The following is a 21,791-nucleotide window of genomic DNA, read 5'->3' on the forward strand; positions in this document are numbered from 1 at the left end:
CAACAATTATTACATCATTTTTGTTAATATTTTTAACTCAAGCAAACGTATGAGATTTTACACTGGCAAATAATATATACAAAAAACTTTCATAAAATAAAAATATATTGATTGTATTTAGCTAAATAGGGCAATAAAATAATTAAGTACAATTAATTACATTTCAAACCCTATTAGTTTTATGTTAAAATTATCTTTATTATATTTGTTCACAGGAGGTTTATATTTGAATAATATTAATTCACTTAAAGTAATAAAATTATCTCTTGGATGCTCTCTTGCTATATCTATTGCTTGGCTGTTAAAATTAGAATACTCTATGGTCGCTGGAGTTATAGTACTACTTACAGTAAAGGACACTAAAAAAGAAACGCTTAAGGGTTCTATTGGAAAGGTTTATGGTTTTCTTTTATGTACTATTTTTTCCTATTTATGTTTTAATATTTTAGGATATAATTTGACTTCATTTTCAATATTTATATTCATAATTATACCACTTTGTTTTTTATTAAAAATTCAAGATGTTATTGCCATGTGTGTAGTAATTGCATCCCATTACTTCCTACAAGGAGAAACATCTATAAAATGGATTTTAAATGAAGCTGGAATATTTGCAATAGGTACTGGAATAGGTGTCATAATAAATATGTATATTCCAACAAATATACATAAAATCTATGAAGTCCAAAAAAAGTTACAAGAAGAAGTGAGTATTGTGCTTATAGATATTGCCGATATTATTGTAAATCCTAAAAAAGAAAATAGGTTCAGTAGAGATTTATATACCTTAAATTCACTTATTGATAGTAGTATTTCTGAAACTTATGATAATATTAATAATACTTTATTAAGTGATACTAAATTTTTCTTAGAACATATGGATATTATAAAAAGCCAACGGGATATCTTAGAAGACTTGTATAGTTATATATCTCAACTAGACTCTACTCCACCACAAGCTCATATTCTATCTGCTTTCATACATAAGATAGGTTATACTGAATTTGAAGCCGAAACAGGAAATCTTCTTCTTGAAGAATTGGGCAGGTTAATGCTTAGTATGCAAAATCAACCTCTACCTGTTGATAGAACAGAATTTGAAAATAGAGCTATTTTATTTTTCTGCTTAACTAAATTAAAACAGTTTTTAATTAACCGTATACGTGCTCAAGTTCTCAGAGATAATAATTTTTATAAATAGTATTACGAATCAAAAAGCAGGTAGATAATCTCCCTGCTTTTTGATTCGTAATACTATTTCAAATTATATTCTACAGTAAAAATACTACTATATTTTTTAGATTTAAAGTGGATACATTCAATCTATTAATTTAATTATTTAGATTTAAATAATCAGATATATTATAAAAATGAATATTAAAAATTGTATAAACACCATTTTCTGAGTATACATCAATCTTATGACCTAAGTTATCTATCATCTTTTTTGCAAAGTATAATCCCATTCCAGTAGATTTATACAATCTATTTCTTCCATTTGTTCCTGTAAATCCTCTATTAAAAACTCTACATATATCCTCTTCATTTATACCTATACCATAATCCTTTATAGATAACAATACTCCGTTTTCTAATGGCTTTGCATTAAATTCAATTTTACCAACTTCTTTTGAGTATTTTATAGCATTATTAATAATTTGGTCTAAAATATAGGCTATACATTTAGAATCAGTGTAAACAGTATAATTTAAGTTGTTTAAACTAACTTCAATATTGTTTTTTATGAGTAAAAACGAGTTATTCTTTATAGAGGATTTTATTAATTTTTCTAAATTAACTTTATTCATAAATATGTCCTCAAACATACTATTACTTCTACTACTATATAAAATAGAATTTACTAAAAAGTTTATTTTTGCAATTTGATTCTTAATATCTATACTATCTTCTATATTATTTAATCTATCTGTAATTATACTCAAAGATGATATTGGAATCTTTATTTCATGAACCCATTTAGCTATGTATTCATCTAATTCTTTTAGAGATTGTTTGTAATTTTTTGTATCATCATTATTCTTTGATTTCAAATTTCCAATAATATCTCTCATGATATTTGCTTCAAAGGATTGTCCACTAATCAAGTAGTTGTCTATATCATCATTATTTTCTAGACACTTACATAAATCTTTATAGCTATTTTTAAAGTTTATATAATCTACAATAAAAAATACTATTATTATGAGTAAAGCTAGAAAATCTAAGTATATTAACTCTGCATATTGATTCTCAAATATATTTATAGCAAATAAGTAAATATTTATTATACTAATGATAATAAAAAAAAGCACAATATACTTGAATCTGTCTTTTAAATATTTTACTATCATTATATTATATATCCTATTCCCTTTTTAGTTTTTATAAAATCATCAACACCTAACTCTTTAACCTTACTTCTCAATCTATTTATATTTACAGTAAGAGCATTATCTGTAACAAATTCATCATTATCCCATAAAGTCATCATAAGACTTTCTCTTGATACAACTTTATTTTTATTTTTTAATAATAAGTTTAAAATTTTTATTTCGTTTTTAGTCAATTCTATATCTTTTTCCTTGTACTTGTGTTTTATAATTCCTTTTCCTACATCAAACATTAAATCTTTGTAGTATAAAATACTATTAGAGTCGCTATAATTATAAGCTCTTCTTATTATCCCATTTATTTTGGTAACTAAGATATCTATAGAAAATGGTTTTGTAATATAATCATCTCCTCCATTATTTATTCCCATTATTAAATCCATATCAGAATCTCTTGATGAAAGGAATATGATTGGAACATTTGAAACACCCCTTATTTTCTCGCACCAGTAAAATCCATTATACAGTGGTAAATTAACATCCAAAAGTACTACATCTGGTTTTTTATCTATAAATTCTTCTAAAATCAGTTCAAAATTATCAATTACTTCTACTTTAAATCCCCATCGTTCTAACGCCAAAGCAATTTCTTTTGATAAATCAATATCATCTTCTATTAATAAAATTTTATACATTTATGCAATCTCCATTATTTTAATATTTTATTATAATATAAATTATCTCTATCATATTATATTTTGTATACATTTATTAGTCAAACGGCTTAAACCTAATTAATAAGAGACTCTTATTGTAAGAGTCTCTTTGTTTTAATAAATTTGTTGATTAATTTTCGTATATTACCTTCTTAAACTTATTAATAGATACTGCTCCATATATTATGAAGATTATTAAGCATATTACTAAGCTTAATATATATATACTAAATAAATCAGCCATTAGTAAACTGCCTGCTAGTCTTAATGCAAAGTAACTTGATATTGTTGCACTTAACATTGGTAAAGTGTAAAATATAGCTACTTCTTTAAAGACAGCTTTATTTATTTCTTTTTCTGTAGTTCCTATCTTCAATAAAGTTTTATATTTATCTCTATCTTCATAAGCATCACTATATATTTTCATGTATATTATGCTTCCAGCCACAAGCGTAAATACTAAAAATAAAAATACAAGCACTACATATGCAAATTTCATCCATTGACTTTCGTTTTGAGCTTTATATCCATTTCTCATGTAGCCACTTTTCATACTTAAATTTTTTTCAATATTATCGAACATCTTTTGGCTATTTTCTTCCTCAGATACTTTCGCTCCATAAAAATATATTTGTTCTCCTTTGTCTTTTAACTTAGAGTAGATGTTATCATTTACTACTATAATGCTGTCATTAATCCCTGTTCCCAATACTGGTACTTTTATTTCCCCTTTTGTAATATTATATACTTGTCCATCAATGTTCACACTAGTTTCTTTTTTAGCTAATGTTAATATCGTTTGAGGACTTTTTAACTGCATTACATTATTTCCTTCAACTAATTTTTCGCCATACTCTTTTAATTCCTTCTCATTTCCATTTACTTTGAGAATATTGTAAAAATCACTGTATTTCATTATTATATTTAATTTATCATAATCATCTTTGCTATCTGGATTTTCTAAAGCTATTAGTTCTGGATTTACTGAATATCTTATACTATTAGTATCTTTTATTATATCTTCTATTTGTGTTCTATCTACTTCATTTTTATCTATTGAAACTATACTAACAGTATATACATTCCTCTGTTCTTGAGCATTTTGTTGCATATGTTTTATGGCAACTGATGCACCAAGGGTTGATATTGTAGTCGTTATAATTATAGCTATTATAGAGTAAGTTTTATAGTTTTTATTTAATCTATAATTTATATTGTTTATTGCTATTATATTATTTCCATTGAATAATACCTTTTTATTTTTCATTATCATATGAAATACAACAGGCATAACTGATTTAAATAAACCATAAGTACCTATTATTATTATCACTATAACTGGTATTACACTAGCTATGTTTCCAGAGCGTATATCCATAGAAAGATAATAACCATATCCTAATACTAAAATTGATATTATGGCTAATATGTATAATCCTATACCTACTTTTGGTATTTTGTCTTGTTTCTTAGATGTGTTAATTAGGTTTATTACACTACTTCTACATATTGTTACAAAACCTTTTATAGTCATTATCATAAATATAGAAATAAATATCAAACTGGCATACATTATAGCTTTGATACTAAACCCATTGGATACATTTATATCAAATCCTGATAATTTTATTATTACTACCTGGAAAAATCTAGATGTTATTATCCCTATAAGTATTCCTGTGATACAAGAGCTTATTCCTATAAGCATATTTTCTACAAAATATATTTTTCCTATAGTATATAAATCCAACCCCATAAAAGATAGTATACCTATTTCTTTTGACCTATTTTTAAAGAATATATTTGTCGCATACCATATAAAGAAAAATAAAAATACTGACAATATTATTATTACAGATATTAACACTGATAATGTGAATTTCTGATTTTCCCCTTGCAATACATTTATGGCATCACCATATCTTAGTAATTCAAAATTAGTCAGTACAACTACTGAAAAGACCATAGATATAAAAAATGCCAGATAAGTTCTTATATTACTTTTAAAATTATTATAAGCAATTCCAAGTACACTCACTTACATTTCACCTCCCATAGAGGCCAACATATCCATAATTTTTCCATAAAATTCTTTTCTACTACTTCCTTTGTTTAATTTACACTTTATAGTTCCATCATTTATCATATATACTTCATTTGAATAACTTGCTGTTAGAGGGTCATGTGTAATCATTATAATAGTAGCATTATTCTCTTTATTTATTCTTTCTAATGAGTTTAAAAGTTCATAAGCTGATTTAGAATCTAAAGCACCTGTTGGCTCATCAGCAAATACTACTGCTGGATTTGTAATTAGTGACCTCGCTGCTGCACCTCTTTGTTTTTGACCTCCTGATAATTGATATGGATATTTATCTAAATGATTTTCTAATCCAAATTTTTTGGCTATCGAAAATACCTTACCTTCAATTTCTTTACTTTTCTTTTTCCCTAATGCCAGAGGAAGTGCTATATTATTCATGAGTGTCATATTATCTAATAAGTTATAGTCTTGAAATATAAATCCTATCTTCTCTCTTCTTAATTTTGATAGTTCATTATTTTTTACTTTAGATATGTTAATTCCATCGAGTATTATTTCTCCTGAGGTTTGTTTGTCAAGTGTAGACATTAGATTAAGTAATGTTGTTTTTCCTGCACCTGATGGACCCATTATTGCTATAAAATCACCTTCGTTAACTGTGAGAGATATACTTTTTAATACATTTGTTTTAAATCCTTTTATACCATAATCTTTTGATATATTCTTTATTTTTAATATTTCTTTCATAATTAATAACCTCCACTTGTTCATTTCTTAGTATATCTTTATTTTAAAGGTTTTGTACGGTTAAATCCTTATGTAAATATTACATTTTATCTACCAGTATTACACTTTTGTAACATAGAAAGGTTATTAATAAATATGTTTCTTAAGTTTGTATTTATATTAATTTCTTAATTCTGAAAATATCATTTACTTATTAAATAATCATCATATATATGTATTTTATTTTTATATTCAATACTTCTAAATGCCTTACTTATATTATTTATTTTATTAATCTCCGTCATTTTAGATTTAAAATATAATTTTTAGCATCCTCAAAATTATCAAATAGTCTAAAATTATTTGATTTATTTAACTCTAACATTAGTTCTGAAAATCTTTTATTTATCCTATTTTTATCATCAACAATTGCAGCAACTTGTATCCTATAATTTATAAATTTTTGTATTGTAATACCTGCCAAACCTGTCTTTAAATTAAAAAAATTATCTGTAAGTGAATTCTTACTAAACATCAAATAATCTGTACCATGTTCCATACACAGTGATATAATATCCATGATTTCTTCTTCATTACTAAATTTACTATCTACAAAAATATATTTTTTATCCTTTTGTTCTCTTATATCGTAATTCATTTTAGTTCCTCATTTCTACTTTAAATATTTTCTATTAATAAAGATATAGAGCTTAACATTTCCTCAATAAACTTTATATCTCCCCATAACATAACCCTAAGCCTATTTTCATTTTCGGCATACTTCAAATTAATGGTAGAACCACTTGATATTGAAGTTGGATTATTTGTAAGTGCCAAAAGCAAATTTGATAAACGTGAATATTCATTATTAGATATATTATTTATCTCAACTACTGTAGATACATTAACTTTTGGGATGCTCGCTAAGTTTTCAGATGCATTTAACCTAAATTCTATACCCTTATCTTCATTTTCACTCTTTACATCCATAAAACTATTTAAATCCTCTTGTGATACTCTCCACTGCTTACCGAGTTTATTAGCTTTTAATTTCCCATCTTTTATAAACTTTCTTATTGTTTTATGATGCATTTCTAAAATATTCGCAACTTGGTCTATTGTATAAAACTTTTCCTCCATAACTACACTTACCTTTCATTTGATAATAATAATAATAATAATATATTAGTTTAAGAATATCAAAAAGTCAAATTTATTTTGTATTTTATTGCTATTTATTATATTTTATTGCTTTTTAATGCTCTATTGAAATTATTATAATCTTTGTATAGAGGTTCCAATCAAATTCTAAAAGGACAAATAAATCTTATAAAAAACTTCAAAACTTACATAAAAAAGTAACTCAAAATCATTTAAAATCATTTTGAGTTACTTTTTTACAATTTTTCTATAATTTTTAATGCTAAAGATAAATCTCTAAAATAATATCCAGCAACATTTAATTGTTATTTAATAATTGATATTTTCAAGCTTTAATACCTTTTTTATACTGTTATCATCTTTAAAATTTGTTGTTCTTTTACAGTCTTTTACTTTAAACTCAGGAATAGTTTTAAATTCTTCATCGCATATTCCGTCTTTGTTTAAATACATACAACTTGACATTCTAACTATTAAACCACTATTTTTTAACTCAAACAACACAGGGTCTATTCCTCCACCATCACCTCCAGTAGTTTCTCCTACTAAAGTTGCAAACTTAGTCTCTTTACAAAACATAGAAAACGACTCTGATGATGAATATACTTTTTCATCTACAAGTAAGTATATATTACCTTTAAATTCCAAATCATTATTAGTATTTATGGTATAAGAAGTTTTTTCAAAATCACTAAAATTTTTTAAAGTTTCCTTTGGTGCATTTTTCTTTACACCTACTGGTAGGTTTTCTATAGGCTCTAACTTTATATTTCTTGCATTGGTGTATTTTTTAACTATTTTATTATTATTTCTATAGAGTCTATAACCATCTATTTTTATATCATTTTTTATAAGTTTAGATACAATTCCTTTCCAATACCTATCACTTCCGCCTGAATTTCCTCTTATATCAATAATTAGAGTTTGATATTTTTCTAAAGTATTAACATAATCTCCTATCATTTTTAAATCCTTATCCATTGACCCATTTTGTGGTGACATTGATGGTAAATACATGTATCCAACCTTACCTTTAATTATATCTTCTAAAATCAGTTCTTTTTTTACAAAAATATCATTTGGTATTTTTATTTTAGTATTTATAGAATTATATCTATCTACAACTTTTTTGTCATTAAGAAAGTCATACCAATTATTATTAGAGTATGATTTTTTAAAAAGTTCATATCTGTTTTTATTATCTATTAACTCAGTATGTTTATTGTTTAATTCTGATAATATAGAGGATACTTCTTCTATAAACTCTTCATCACTTTCAGTATTTTTAATTCTTTTTATATATTTGTCCTTATTTTCTAACCAGTCAATATGATTAAGTCTCTTATTTACATCCAAGTAAGGATACCCTGTTTTTATAACATTATATACATATTTAAAGTCATCTATCTTTTCTTCCTCAGATAGTTGCTTCTTTTGGGAATAAGTATTATTACTTAGTAAAATTATAGATATACAAATAATTCCTAAAAACAATATTTTCTTTTTCATACAATTTTCATCAACTCTCCAAGTTTATATTTTAATAGCCTATATTATTATAACTATTCTACACTAATACTTATATCTTATTATAATTTATATTTCCACAAATATACTTAAAATTCGTCTTCTTATGATTCTATAAAAAACCTCTAAATATATAAATATACTTGAATGTGGCTACTCTAAAGTAAAATTACTATTTAAATAATTTTCTTTTATATCTAAGTGCATATATTATTTTACAAAACTATCATAAATATTATAATTAATTTTTAACTGCAACCATACATACTGTAATCTTATTTGATATAGAATTTTCTATATTTTCTTTTAACAAGTCAATTATTTTTTATACAACCATTACTATTTTTAAGTTTAATTTATTACTAATGATAATATTAAGTTTTTATATCCTATTTTTTATATAATCCTTTTTTATTTTCTACTATTAATATTACATAGTTTTATATTTCATTATAGATAATAGTATTTGTAAAAATATATGAATTATTTCAAATTTAACCCTTATTAAAAATAAATTATTTTACTGTTTTAGGGCATACTTACTATTAATAAAATTAGCATAAAACTTTAGGATAGGAGAAACACATATGATATTTTTCATTGTAGGATTTATTGCATCTATTGTAGGAGCAATTTCTGGACTTGGTGGAGGAATTATTATAAAACCAGTGCTAGATGCAGTAACTACACTAGATGCTTCAGTTATAAGTTTTTTATCAACTTGTGCTGTATTTACTATGTCTTGTTCAGCTGTTATTAAACATATTAGATATAAAACTAAATTTGAAAAACCAACAACTATATTGCTTGGAAGTGGAGCAATTTTAGGAGGTTTAATTGGTACTGAAATATTTGAATTTATAGTTGAATTTATTAACAAAGATAAACTTGTAAAAATAATTCAGAATGGACTTCTTTTTACTTTATTAATATCTATATTAATATACATAAATCTACCTAATAAAAAACAATTCCATATAAAGAATCGTATATTTATAATTTTACTTGGATATACTTTAGGAATGATTTCATCTTTTTTAGGAATAGGTGGTGGTCCTATAAACATAACAGCCCTGACGTTGTTTTTCTCGATGGATTTAAAGAACGCATCTGTTAACTCAATAATACTGATACTATTCTCTCAAGCTTCAAAAATAATAACTCTGTTAATTTCAAGCTCTATACCTTTAGGTCTTAATATATCAATGTTATTATGCATAATACTTGCTGCAGTTTTAGGTGGGTTGTTAGGTACTGCTATTAATAAAAAAATAAGTAAGGCAAAATTAATCATTGCTTATAATGCTGTTATGTTGTTTGTAATAATAACATGTTCATGGAACATAGTAAGGTTATTTTAAAGGAGGAATTCTCAATGAATAAGAATGATTTACTTAAAATAGTTAAAAATACTTATATATATGGATATCCAATAGTAAGTAAGTATGTATGAATTGCTATATACACAGATTATGAATCCCCAAACTAAATTAACAAATTTTAATGAATTTGCTCATACTGCCACTGTAGCATCACCACAAACATCGTTTATACCAGCACCAAACAATGATACTACATACTCAACAGCTTGGCTTGACTTACGTAAAGAACCTGTAATAATAGAAGTACCTAACACTTGATAGATGCTATTTGTGGTAAATGGTTACCTCCTGTTGTTACTAGAGTAAACTAATAAAATTTTTAATATTTAAAAGGAGTTATGTCTATGAGTAATTTCGCTTATACTGAAAAATCGAAGTTTGTTAATCCTAGATTGACAGAACATTCTAAAACAATGGAACAAAAAATTTATAAAACAGGTGAAAATGTATATAGTGCTGTTGGATTTGGATTATCTTATCCAGTTATGATTGAAGGAACTGATGGCATTATAATCATAGACCCAGCTGAAACTATAGAAATGATGGAAGAAATAATGAAGGGCTTTCGTAAAATCACTGATAAACCAGTCAAAGCAGTCATAGTTTCTCATAATCATGGTGACCATTGGGGCGGTATGAGTGTCTGTGTAAGTCAAGAACAAAGCCAAAATAAAGAAGTTTTAGTTATTGTCGATGAAACATTTATAAAACATTTCTCTCAAGCTAGTGGGGAACTACTAGATATTAGAATGGGAAGAGCTGTTTGGATGTATGGTTCTATACTTCCCAAAGGAGAACATGGCTATGTTAACTTAGGTTGTGGACCTGTTTTATCTAAAGGTTCTAATAAATTTATTACACCAAACACATTTGTATCTGTTGAAAATGGATTGAAAATTACTATATCAGGTGTTGATTTAGAGTTATTCCACTGTGAGGCTGAAACTGAAGATGCTGTATGTGTATTTTTACCTAAAGAAAAGATAATGTTTGTTGGAGATGCTGTTCAAGGCGAAATATTTCCTAACATATATACTGTTAGAGGTACTGTTCGCGATGCTAAGAAATGGTATGCAGGAATTGATAAAATTCGTAATTATCAACCACATTATTTAGTTGGAACTCATATGAGACCACTACATGGTAAAGATGAATGTACTTCTCTTCTAACAGACTATAGAGATGCTATACAGTATACTCATGACCAAACAGTTAGACTTATAAATATGGGATATACTCCTGATTATGCAATAAATGAATTAGGACAACTTCCCCCGCATCTATTTCAAAGAGAACGTTTAGGTGAATTTTATGGAACTTTTAAACAAGGCATTAAAGGTGTTTATGACCAATATATAGGCTGGTTTAATGGTGAAGCAAGTAAATTAAATCCTATTTATCCTAAAGATGCAGCTAAAAAATATATAAAAATTATGGGTGGTCGTGAAGTAATATTAACTGAAGCTAAAAAGGCTATCGATGACAAAGATTATGAATGGGCTGCAGAAATATTAAACTATCCTATCCGTATAAATAATAACGATATGGAAGCTAGAAGCCTTAAGGCATCTGCTGTTCGTATGCTTGGATATCAAACAGAGAATGCCACTTGGCGTAATTGGTATCTAACTAGTGCAATGGCATTAGATGGAACTTTTGAACAGATAGTAAAACAAGGTGGAGCCAATGCAGGATTCCCTCCTTTTTCAAATTCATTTATAGGTCTAACATCCAAAGCTATGTTTGAATCTTTCAAAGTTAAGCTAAATGGTCCTAAAAGTTCTGCTGTTCATATGACACTACTAGCATGTGTAACTGATACTAATGAAGTGTTTAATTTAGAGTTACGTAGAGGAATTATTGAAATACATGGTCAAGATAGTGATATAGAAGCTGATGTTTCAATTGATGCGTCCAAAGAAATATGGGCAAAGCTAATAACAAAAGAAGTTAATATTATTGAAGCTATTGAAAATGGTCTAGCAAAATGTAATGAACCACAAAAATCCCAAGATTATTTGGACTTATTTGATGAATTTACTCCATTTGTAGATATGCCATTCTGGTTACAATAATTTTAAAGTGCCTATTTTGGATTTATTATTCAAATATAGGCACTTTGTTGTAATTTAAATTAATTTTTTAGTATCTTTAGTCTCTTACTTTGCATCTTTAGTCTTCCACTTTAAAATAAAAGCTAGAGAATACTCCCTAGTTTTTATTTAATCAGTTAAGATTCATAACTATACAACTACTTGTTGCAAATTGTATCAACTTCATATATATACCTATTAAGTATGTTTTCTAACATTTCTTGTCTTCCAGACTTATTCTTTATAGTTGACATTTGTAGTGCATAAGTTTCTAATTCCTTAAATCCAACCTTACCTTCTACTATGTCTTTACCTATACCTTCACTAAAACTTACATATCTATCTTTAGTAAAGTTTTCAAATACTTCATCCTCTAATAATTTATGAGCTATTAATAATCCTTTTGCAAATGTATCCATTCCTGCAATATAAGCTAAAAATAAATCTTCTACTTCAAAAGATGCTCTTCTTACTTTAGAGTCAAAGTTAAATCCACCTGGTGCTATTCCACCTTGCTTTAACACTTCATACATTGCAAGTGTTGCATCATATATATTTGTTGGGAATTGGTCTGTATCCCATCCTAATAATAAATCTCCTTGATTTGCATCAACACTTCCTAAAACATTGTTTATTCTAGCTATATTTAACTCATGTTGGAAAGTATGACCTGCAAGTGTTGCATGGTTTGCTTCTATATTCATTTTGAAGTATTTATCTAAATTGTACTTTCTTAAGAATCCTAAAACTGTAGCAGTATCAAAGTCATATTGATGTTTAGTAGGCTCCTTTGGCTTAGGTTCTATTAAGAATTGTCCAGTAAATCCAATTTCTTTAGCATAATCTACAGCCATTTTTAGAAATCTTGCAAAGTTATCCATTTCAAGTTCTGTATTAGTATTAAGTAAAGTTTCATAACCTTCTCTTCCACCCCAGAATACAAAGTTTTCTCCACCTAAATACTTAGTAACTTCCATAGCCTTTTTCACTTGAGCCGCTGCATAAGCGTAAACATCAGCATTACAAGTTGTAGATGCCCCATGAACAAATCTTGGATTACCAAACATATTAGCAGTTCCCCATAACAATTTTATACCTGTCTCTTTCATTTTAAGTTTTATGTACTCAACTATTTCATCTAATATTTTATTTGTTTCAGCTAAATCTTTTCCTTCTGGAGCTATATCTCTATCATGGAAACAGAAATACTCAATTCCCATCTTAGTCATAAATTCAAATCCTGCATCAACTTTAAACTTTGCTATTTCCATTGGATTTGTCATGTTATTCCAAGGTCTATCTACTGTACCTACTCCAAATGGGTCATTACTTTCTCCACATAAAGTATGCCAGTAACTCATTGCAAACCTTAAGTGCTCTTTCATAGTCTTATCTCCTACTACTTGTTCAGGATTGTAGTATCTAAATGCTAACTCATTTTCAGAATTTATTCCTTCAAATTTTACTTGTCCTATTCCTTTAAATATTTCACTCATTTTATATCCTCCCAATGTTTTACACATATGATGTATGTAATATTTTTTATTAGTTTAAACCTGTTTTAATTATTTATCTTTAAAATTAACTGCTTCATCTAACATCTTAAAATCATCTTTTAAAGACTTGTATAATTTTTTATACAATTTGTGATATCTCTTGTACATGTCCACATTTTCATTTATTGGTTCTAACTTAGTTGAAGTTTTTATTATGACATTGCAAGCTTGTTGTATATTTTCATATATTCCTGACCCTACTAGTGCAAGAATTGCAACTCCCAATGCTGGACCTTCACTTGAGTTTATAGTATATACATCTTGATTAAACATATCTGCCTGCATCTGTCTCCAGACTTTACTTTTACCTCCTCCTCCAGAGGCTCTTACTTCATTAACATCTATATTAAGGCTTTGTATTATATCCATACAATCTTTTAAACTGTATGAAACACCCTCCATAATTGCTCTTGCCATTTCTTTTTTAGAGTGCATTGGAGATAATCCAAAGAACACTCCTCTAGCATAAGGGTCAAGATGAGGAGTCCTCTCTCCCATCATATATGGTAAGTAAAGTAATCCATTACATCCTGATGATACCTGACTTACTTGCCCATTTATAATTTCATATACATCTTTCTCTAAAGATTTTGAAATTTCTATTTCTCTTTGACAGAAATTATCCTTAAACCATTTTAATGATAATCCTGCCCCTTGAGTAACACCCATAACATGCCATGTATTTGGTACTGCGTGACAGAAAGTATGAACTCTACCTTCTTTATCAACTTTAGGTTCTTTTGTATATGCAAATACCACCCCTGATGTGCCAATAGTAGATGAAACTACCCCTTCTTCAACTATTCCATTTCCTATAGCTCCTGCTGCTTGGTCTCCAGCTCCTCCTACAACTATTGTTCCTTCTTTAAGCCCTGTTAAGTCTGCTACCTCTTTAGTCACATATCCTGTTATTTCTTGAGATTCATAAACTTTACCTAAAAGGTTTTTATCGATATTTAACTTTTCAAGTACTTCATCACTCCAATTTCTTTTACTTATATCAAGTAACTGCATACCACTTGCATCTGATACTTCTGTAGCATACTTTCCTGTCAACTTGTATCTTATATAGTCTTTTGGAAGAAGTATTTTATTAGTATTTTTGTAAATATCAGGTTCGTTATTTCTAACCCATAATATTTTTGATGCTGTAAAGCCTGTAAGTGCTGGATTAGCAGTTATTTCAATTAATCTTTCTTTTCCCACTAAGTCAGTTATCTCTTCACATTCTTTTATTGTACGTTGGTCACACCATATTATAGAGTTTCTTAATGTATTACCTTCTTTATCTAGCATAACTAGACCATGCATCTGTCCTGATAATCCAATTCCTTTTATATATTCACTACTTATATTTGAACTTTGAATTACATGTCTTATAGATTCTACTACAGCTTTCCACCAGTCATTAGCATCCTGTTCTGCCCAACCTGATTTCTCTTGTATAAGAGGATATTCATATGTACAGCTTTCTATAGTATTTCCTAGTTTATCAAATAAGACAGTTTTCGTACCTGATGTACCAATATCTACACCTAATACATACTCCAATTTAATCCCTCCTTGAGATAGTACTTATAATTATCGTTTTCCTATTCCAATTTTTTTATGTTTAGATATATTTTACTTGCTTTATTTTTGTTAGTATATTAAACTAACTTATGAACTAATAATAAAATATTTAATTATCTTTGTCAATGCAAAATAACCTTTTATTTTTAACTAAAAAGTATTACAATATTATTTTAAGGAGGAATATCAAATTGGTTACTGATAAATACACTATTCGAGAAATGAATGAAAGATTGGTACTTGAACAAATTATAAAAAATGGTCCTATTTCTAGAGCGAGTATCGCCTCTACCATAGGATTAAACAAAGCAACTATATCTGCTATTACCAAAAAACTTATTGATGAATCTCTAGTCCATGAAATAGGAATTGGAAATAGCACTCATAGTGGTGGAAGAAAACCCATACTTTTAGTATTTAATAAATGTGCAGGGATTTCTTTAAGTATGGATATTGGATATGACTATATATTCTCTTCTCTATCTTATTTAGATGGAACTATTATAAAGTCAAAGAATTTGACAGATATACAGATAAATAAAGATAATGTCATACAACTAATAGATGAAGTCATAAATAGTTATAATATATCCAAAATAGATACTCCTTATAATGTAGTAGGATTCACTCTGGCTATACATGGAATTACTTGTGAAAATAAAATACTGTTTACTCCATATTATAATCTTAATGAGATTGATTTATATAGTATCCTTAGTGAAAAATACGACTTCCCTATTCATATAGAAAATGAGGCAAATTTAACAGCTTTAGCTGAGAGTACTTTCTCAACGATACATAGTTCATTACTTAGTCTTAGTATTCACAGTGGATTTGGTTCAGGCATTATAATAAACAATAAATTATATAATGGTAGAAATGGTATGAGCGGCGAAATTGGCCATACTATTATCATGCCTAATGGTAAACCCTGTCCTTGTGGAAACCTTGGATGTTTAGAACAATATTGTTCAGAGAAAAAAGTATTTGAACAACTTTCTTCTTTAGAAAATATCCCTAAGATGGATTCTAATATGGTAAAACAGCTATACTATGCAAATAATCAAAATGCTAAAAAAGTTATTAAGGATTTTTGCAGTTACTTATCAATAGCTATAAATAATGCTATTGCAACCTATGCTCCTGAGATAATCTATTTAAATAGCCAAATAATTAGAGATATACCTGAGATATTACAGATTACAAAAGATATGTTAGTTAGTTCTTTTAACAAAGGTATAAATATAGAAATTTCATCATTAGGGTCTGAGGCATCTCTATATGGTGGTTCTGCTGTAAATATCAAGAGCTTTTTAAATATACAAAATTTAACTTTGATGAACGAAATAAATGATAAAATAACTACACTATAATGAGTAATCTAAAAACTAGCTTAAAAAGCTAGTTACATTTTTTAATACCTAAACGAATTCAAACCCATTACTTATACTATAATTGTAATGGAACACTGAAAAAGGTAACTACATCTAAATCGACATTTACAACAGATGAATCACTTCATAAATCACTTTATTTAATAACTTCCAGTATTATATATAAGTGAATTCAAAGTTTTAGAACCTGACCTAAAGTATTAAATCGATTAAATATTCATCTTAATGAAATATTAGTTACAGTCATTATTAAAGTCAAAAAAATTAAGAATAGCTTTATATAGATGCTATTTTTATAAAGATGGTAATAATCTTAAATAAGGGTTATGACTACACAGCCATAACCCCTTTAAAGTATAAATTCTAAAATTAAATTTATTCTGGAGTTTACACAAGATTATTTATATTCTCTTTCTCAGAAGTTGTACATTAATTAGATATTAATATAAAGTTTCTATTCATCATCAGATAATAAACTCATTGTAGGTTCAACTATAGAAATATTGTCTTTACCTATCTTCTCTAACTTTACTGCTAATTCTTTTTCATCTGAAAAAGCTGATTCAATAACCATACCTAAATTTAACCCTGAAATGATTTTAATTCTACTATCAATACTGGCCTCTAATAAAGCAGCATTACATGGCGTTCCACCAATTAAATCCACCATTATAACTATTTCTGAACTTTCTTTATATACTTCTAAAGCTTTTTTTAGTTTTTTTATTGTTCCTTCAATTCCATCATCCTGTTTCATATTTACAGTAGGATAATTTATAGTATCCCCTATTATCATTTTTGCAGAATTCAAAACTTCTTCAGCCATATTTCCATGACTCATCAAAATAATACTATTCACTTTAATACACCTCTCTAATTTTATAAAATATCTACAAGATAAGTTTTTTTGTCATCAGGTGTCATTATAGTTGTAATTTCAATTCCTTCATCTAGGAGTTTTCTAAATGCTTCCTTCTCTTCTTCTGTAACACTGATATTAGATTTTAATACTGTTGTATCTTTTCTACTTGACATATTTCCAACATTTATATTATGTATCTTTAATCCTGCTTCTATAAATGGAATAAGGTCAACAGGAGACTTTACAATTAATAATACATTTTGTCCTTCATACTTACCAGCAGTAATATTTTTTATGGCAGTTTCTTCTGTAATTATAGATGATGCTATTCCCGCAGGTGTAGCCATTCTTAGAACTTGTTTTTGAACAGAATTATTAGCTACTGCATCATTTACTACCATTAATCTTGTAACACCTAATTTATTACTCCACATAGTTGCAACTTGACCATGGATTAAACGGTCATCTATACGAATATTTTTAATGCCTTTCATTTCCATATCTAAATATCACCCTTTCCTTATTTTAAAATACCTAATGCATATAAAATTATTGAAACAACCATTACACCTAAAATTAAGTATATAGGCTTTATGTTCTTTTTAAGAGCCCAATACACAACTAAAACTAAAATTGCAGGAACTAATCCAGGCATAATTTGGTCTAATATTTCTTGACCTTTCATTGTAAAGTCGCCTTGTTGAAAGTTCAAAGCAACATTAGCTTTTACTACAGATGGTATCAATGCTCCCACCACCATTAATCCTAAAATAGATGTACTCTCAGTTAAAATCTTCAAACTTTTTTCAATTGAAGATATTAGCTTAGTACCTGATGTATATCCAGCATTAAATAGTGGTATACTTAATAATTTTAACGCTACACTCACTGCAATCCATAATAAGATTCCAAATGGACTTCCATCTATCGCCATGTTAGCTGCTATTGCTCCAAAAATTGTCCATGGAATAACAACAAATAAACTATCTCCTAAACCTGCTACTGGTCCCATCAATCCTGTTTTAATTGAAGTAACAGCCTCCTCAGTATCTTCACTTGATAATTCCTCCATAGCTACATTAATACCCAAAATATAAGGTGCAACCCATGGATTAGTATTGAAAAACTGTAAATGATTTAATACAGCTTTTTGAAGTTTTTCTGGGTTATCTTTATATACTACCTTTAAAAATGGTAGTACTGCATAACAATATGCTAAAGCTTGCATCTTCTCATAATTTGAAGAAACAGAACTTGTGAAAAACCAACGCCATAGAACACTTTTCTTAACTTTTTCATTTGATTTATTTACTGATACATTATCACTCATCTTCATCCATACCTCCTGCCACAGTATAATGTTGTGCTTGATTTTCTACATTCTTTTTGTAAATTATAAGTGCAATTGCTCCTCCAATTAAAGCTACACCTAACAATGGTACTTTCATATATACTGCTAAAACAAAACCAATTACTAAATAACTAAAATACTCCTTAGCAGGAAGGTATCTAAGTAATAATCCTATTCCTACCGCTGGAAGTAATCCTCCAGCTACTGTTAAACCACCTGTTAACCATTCAGGTGTATATTTTAAAATTGTGTTAATTAAAGAAGGTCCAAATATTACAGATAGAGCTACTGGAATACCTGTTGTAGCTGCTGTTAATAATACTCCTAACATTTGCATATATGTTATATTTTTATAATTTCCTTTTCTAGCTCCATCTTCTGCTTTATGAACTAGCCATATACCAATAGTATTTCTAAGAACATCTAACTGTACCATCAATAAAGCAACTGGGATACCTATAGAAATTCCTACAGATGCTTCTTGCTTAGTTGTAATAGTTATAAATGTAGCTACTATACTTGCTGTTTGATAATCAGGTATTGATGCTCCACCAAAGTTACTAATACCTAATGATAATAGTTGTAATGTACCTCCAATATATAAACCTGTGTTTATATCACCTAGGATAAGACCAGTAATAAAACCTGCTGTTACTGGTTGATATGTACCAAACATTGTTGAATTTTTTTCATAGTTTATAAAAAATCCATAAAGTACGATTAATAATAATTGCCATAATTGTGGCTCCATTATGATTTCACCTCTCTCAAAATATTTTTTAGTTCTTCAAAATTATGCTTAGAATTTTGCTTTAAGAAAATAGGAATTTCTTCAAGTGGGCATTCAATTTCATAAGTTTTTCCACCTTCATAACTAACCCCACTAAAGATATTCTCCCATGTATATCCTTTTGGCAAATATACTTTTCTACTTCTATCTTTATAATTCATTATTGGAGCAACCAAAATTTCATCTCCAAGCATATATGTATTATCAATCTCCCAAGTTTTATCATCTTCAGGAAATTCATAAAATAAAGTTCTCATAATTGGTGTTCCTTCTTCATGAGCTTCTTTCATCAATTTTGATAAATAAGTTTTTATACTTTCTCTAATTTTGATGAACTTTGTAAGAATTACTTCAACGTCTTCACCATAAGACCATATCTCATTAGGAGCTCCAGTTACCATTGAACCTCCACCTTTATTTGATAATGGTTTGCTATGAGGCAATCTATCTCCATGCATTCTTAAAATTGGTGAAAAAGTAGCATATTGGAACCATCTCACCATAAGTTCTCTAAATTCTGGGTCGTTAGGATTTCCTCCATGGAAACCTCCAATATCTGTCGTCCACCATGGTATACCTGCTAGTCCCATATTTAACCCTGTATTTACTTGATTATTAAAAGCCTCAAAACTAGAATCAATATCACCAGACCATACTAAAGCTCCATACTTTTGAGCTCCTGCCCAAGCTCCTCTTACAAGAGTTACAACTGACTCTGTATCATCATGTAAACCATGATAAATCATTTTTAAATAATCAATAGGATAAATGTTACCACAGCTTAAAACATTTCCTTTTTTGTATCTATAATTATCAAAATCATAAACAGAATATCCAGGTTCAGCTACATCTAACCAATAATAATCAATTCCCAGTTGCTTATAATTTTTATCTATTCTATCCCAAACATAGTCCCTTGCATCTCTATTTGTCATGTCTACAAATACTGTATTTCCTTGAATTTGCATTGTCATTCTGACACCACGATTAACATTGACTAAATATCCATTTTCTAAATAATCATTGTAGTTTTCTGCATCACTTTGAACTGTAGGCCATACAGATACTATTGGTTCTACTGAATACTCTTCTTTTAGTTTCCTAACTAATTCCTTAGGATTTTTCCAATAATCTAGGTCAAATTTATATTCACCTTGCTTAGGCCAATGAAAATAGTCGATTGCAATTGACGAAAGTTTAATGCCTCTTTTTGAGTATTCTTTCACAACATCCAAAACTTCCTCTGAAGTTCTATATCTTAATTTACTTTGCCATAGCCCTAATAGGTTTTCAGGCATCATAGGTACAGTTCCTGTAACTTGAGAGTAATTTTTACTTAACTCTTTTGGGCTTTCTCCACAAGTAATCCAATAATCTATAAAGTTTGTAGAAAACATCTTCCACTCTGTTATGTTCTTTGCAAAAGATACTCTTCCAATCCCTGGATTATTCCATAAAAATCCATAACCTAAGCTAGAAATATAATAAGGAACTGATATTTGAGAATTTCTTTGAGCTAACTCCAAAATGGTATTCTTTAAATCTAGAAATTCATGTTGGTATTGTCCCATCCCAAAAACCTTTTCACAAGGTTTAGACTCAAATCTAGTAGTTACTTCAAATTCTCCATTACAACTTGGTCTATATTCTCTTGATTTTAATTTAAGTGTGGAGTTAAAGTCTTTGGTAATTTCAATGGTTCCTACATCTTCTCCACCATCATCGTGTTTTACAGCTCTTAATCTAATAAATTCCTTTAACAATATTTCATTTTTATCGTTATAAAATGTAATTCTATCTCTATGGTCTAAGATAGCCTTTACTTTTCCATTTTTAATACTTACACTACCATCTTCACTCTTGTCGATTTTAATATCTTCTTTATTCAACTTAGGTTTTTCATTAAGAGCATAATTTTCATCAATAAAATTTTGGTCGACAAATGACCTAATACGTAAAGAATTTTTTCCCCATGCTTCTATTCGCAGTAGTTCATTGTCAAATCTTTTTTCAATATAATCTTCAAATATTCTTACCACAGCCATCCTCCTAAATCGATAATTTAATATTCCATTTTGATGTACTTTAAAATTAAATAACTCAGTCTAATATCTTAATTTCATATATTAAACATTGCATATAATTTATTTGTACATTAAACTAACTTACTAATAATATACTTTATTTAGTTCTCTTTGTCAATCGTTTTCCAAAATTTGATAGAATTTTCCAATTTAGTTATAGATAACAGCTTTTGTATAACCTAATACTCACAAATAAACAAATC

The 21,791-nt window shown here is 27.8% G+C and carries 19 protein-coding genes; 5 read left to right on the forward strand and 14 right to left on the reverse strand.

Annotation, left to right across the window (positions count from 1 at the left end; translation table 11 throughout):
• Positions 1–226: 226 nt before the first annotated feature.
• Positions 227–1,201 carry an aromatic acid exporter family protein gene (locus IC758_RS16350; protein ID WP_227835638.1) on the forward strand — a complete coding sequence of 325 codons (975 nt, stop codon included), beginning with the start codon at positions 227–229 and terminating at the stop codon, positions 1,199–1,201.
• Positions 1,202–1,331: 130 nt separating this feature from the next.
• On the opposite strand, the gene IC758_RS16355 is transcribed toward IC758_RS16350, so the two are convergent.
• From IC758_RS16355 to IC758_RS16385, 7 genes are all read right to left on the reverse strand, one after another.
• The gene (locus tag IC758_RS16355) at positions 1,332–2,351 is read right to left on the reverse strand and encodes a sensor histidine kinase (protein ID WP_227835637.1); all 1,020 of its coding nucleotides are present in this window, start codon (positions 2,349–2,351) and stop codon (positions 1,332–1,334) included.
• Positions 2,351–3,025: a response regulator transcription factor gene (locus IC758_RS16360; RefSeq protein WP_227433884.1), complete on the reverse strand. Its 675-nt coding sequence runs from the start codon at positions 3,023–3,025 to the stop codon at positions 2,351–2,353. Before IC758_RS16360 ends, IC758_RS16355 begins: the two co-directional genes overlap by 1 nt.
• Before the next feature lie 151 nt (positions 3,026–3,176).
• Positions 3,177–5,084 carry an ABC transporter permease gene (locus tag IC758_RS16365; protein ID WP_227835171.1) on the reverse strand — a complete coding sequence of 636 codons (1,908 nt, stop codon included), beginning with the start codon at positions 5,082–5,084 and terminating at the stop codon, positions 3,177–3,179.
• Entirely contained in the window at positions 5,085–5,837 is a 753-nt protein-coding gene (locus IC758_RS16370; protein WP_227433882.1) for an ABC transporter ATP-binding protein, read from the reverse strand.
• A gap of 280 nt (positions 5,838–6,117) precedes the next feature.
• Complete coding sequence (locus tag IC758_RS16375; RefSeq protein WP_227433881.1) at positions 6,118–6,474, reverse strand: DUF4180 domain-containing protein; 357 nt, start codon at positions 6,472–6,474, stop codon at positions 6,118–6,120.
• A 20-nt stretch (positions 6,475–6,494) separates the two neighbouring features.
• Positions 6,495–6,956, reverse strand: a complete 462-nt coding sequence (locus IC758_RS16380) for a helix-turn-helix domain-containing protein (protein ID WP_227433880.1) — start codon at positions 6,954–6,956, stop codon at positions 6,495–6,497.
• A 330-nt stretch (positions 6,957–7,286) separates the two neighbouring features.
• Positions 7,287–8,486 carry a S41 family peptidase gene (locus IC758_RS16385; RefSeq protein WP_227433879.1) on the reverse strand — a complete coding sequence of 400 codons (1,200 nt, stop codon included), beginning with the start codon at positions 8,484–8,486 and terminating at the stop codon, positions 7,287–7,289.
• 605 nt (positions 8,487–9,091) lie between these two features.
• Here IC758_RS16385 and IC758_RS16390 point away from each other — a divergent pair.
• The 3 genes from IC758_RS16390 to IC758_RS16400 all read left to right on the forward strand — a co-directional run bounded on the left by IC758_RS16390 (position 9,092) and on the right by IC758_RS16400 (position 11,961).
• Positions 9,092–9,865: a sulfite exporter TauE/SafE family protein gene (locus tag IC758_RS16390; RefSeq protein ID WP_227860596.1), complete on the forward strand. Its 774-nt coding sequence runs from the start codon at positions 9,092–9,094 to the stop codon at positions 9,863–9,865.
• Positions 9,866–9,949: 84 nt separating this feature from the next.
• Positions 9,950–10,144 carry a DUF1254 domain-containing protein gene (locus IC758_RS16395; RefSeq protein WP_227860597.1) on the forward strand — a complete coding sequence of 65 codons (195 nt, stop codon included), beginning with the start codon at positions 9,950–9,952 and terminating at the stop codon, positions 10,142–10,144.
• Between the two features lie 86 nt (positions 10,145–10,230).
• Entirely contained in the window at positions 10,231–11,961 is a 1,731-nt protein-coding gene (locus IC758_RS16400) for an alkyl sulfatase dimerization domain-containing protein (protein WP_227830942.1), read from the forward strand.
• Between the two features lie 176 nt (positions 11,962–12,137).
• Here the strand turns inward: IC758_RS16400 and xylA are convergent, their stop codons facing one another.
• Both xylA and xylB read right to left on the reverse strand, forming a co-directional pair.
• Positions 12,138–13,475 (reverse strand): xylose isomerase, encoded by a 1,338-nt coding sequence (xylA, locus tag IC758_RS16405; RefSeq protein ID WP_227481971.1) that lies wholly within the window; start codon positions 13,473–13,475, stop codon positions 12,138–12,140.
• A 69-nt stretch (positions 13,476–13,544) separates the two neighbouring features.
• Complete coding sequence (gene xylB, locus IC758_RS16410; RefSeq protein ID WP_413927174.1) at positions 13,545–15,092, reverse strand: xylulokinase; 1,548 nt, start codon at positions 15,090–15,092, stop codon at positions 13,545–13,547.
• Positions 15,093–15,298: 206 nt separating this feature from the next.
• Between xylB and IC758_RS16415 the strand changes: the two genes are divergently transcribed.
• The gene (locus tag IC758_RS16415; protein WP_227835167.1) at positions 15,299–16,480 is read left to right on the forward strand and encodes an ROK family transcriptional regulator; all 1,182 of its coding nucleotides are present in this window, start codon (positions 15,299–15,301) and stop codon (positions 16,478–16,480) included.
• Positions 16,481–16,955: 475 nt separating this feature from the next.
• Here the strand turns inward: IC758_RS16415 and IC758_RS16420 are convergent, their stop codons facing one another.
• Genes IC758_RS16420 through IC758_RS16440 form a run of 5 tightly spaced genes read right to left on the reverse strand, consistent with a single transcriptional unit; the run spans position 16,956 to position 21,549 of the window.
• Positions 16,956–17,360: a PTS sugar transporter subunit IIA gene (locus IC758_RS16420; protein ID WP_227835166.1), complete on the reverse strand. Its 405-nt coding sequence runs from the start codon at positions 17,358–17,360 to the stop codon at positions 16,956–16,958.
• A gap of 20 nt (positions 17,361–17,380) precedes the next feature.
• On the reverse strand, positions 17,381–17,863 hold the full coding sequence (locus IC758_RS16425; RefSeq protein WP_227835165.1) for a PTS sugar transporter subunit IIB: 483 nt from the start codon (positions 17,861–17,863) through the stop codon (positions 17,381–17,383).
• A gap of 20 nt (positions 17,864–17,883) precedes the next feature.
• Complete coding sequence (locus tag IC758_RS16430) at positions 17,884–18,699, reverse strand: PTS system mannose/fructose/sorbose family transporter subunit IID (protein WP_223153229.1); 816 nt, start codon at positions 18,697–18,699, stop codon at positions 17,884–17,886.
• Positions 18,686–19,465 carry a PTS mannose/fructose/sorbose/N-acetylgalactosamine transporter subunit IIC gene (locus IC758_RS16435; protein ID WP_227481965.1) on the reverse strand — a complete coding sequence of 260 codons (780 nt, stop codon included), beginning with the start codon at positions 19,463–19,465 and terminating at the stop codon, positions 18,686–18,688. The genes IC758_RS16430 and IC758_RS16435 overlap by 14 nt, the downstream gene beginning before the upstream one ends.
• Positions 19,465–21,549 (reverse strand): TIM-barrel domain-containing protein, encoded by a 2,085-nt coding sequence (locus tag IC758_RS16440; RefSeq protein WP_255619386.1) that lies wholly within the window; start codon positions 21,547–21,549, stop codon positions 19,465–19,467. Before IC758_RS16440 ends, IC758_RS16435 begins: the two co-directional genes overlap by 1 nt.
• Positions 21,550–21,791: the final 242 nt, after the last annotated feature.

Origin of the sequence: Clostridioides sp. ES-W-0016-02 (genome assembly GCF_020641035.1) — a bacterium.
In the GTDB taxonomy this organism is placed as follows: Bacteria; Bacillota; Clostridia; order Peptostreptococcales; family Peptostreptococcaceae; genus Clostridioides.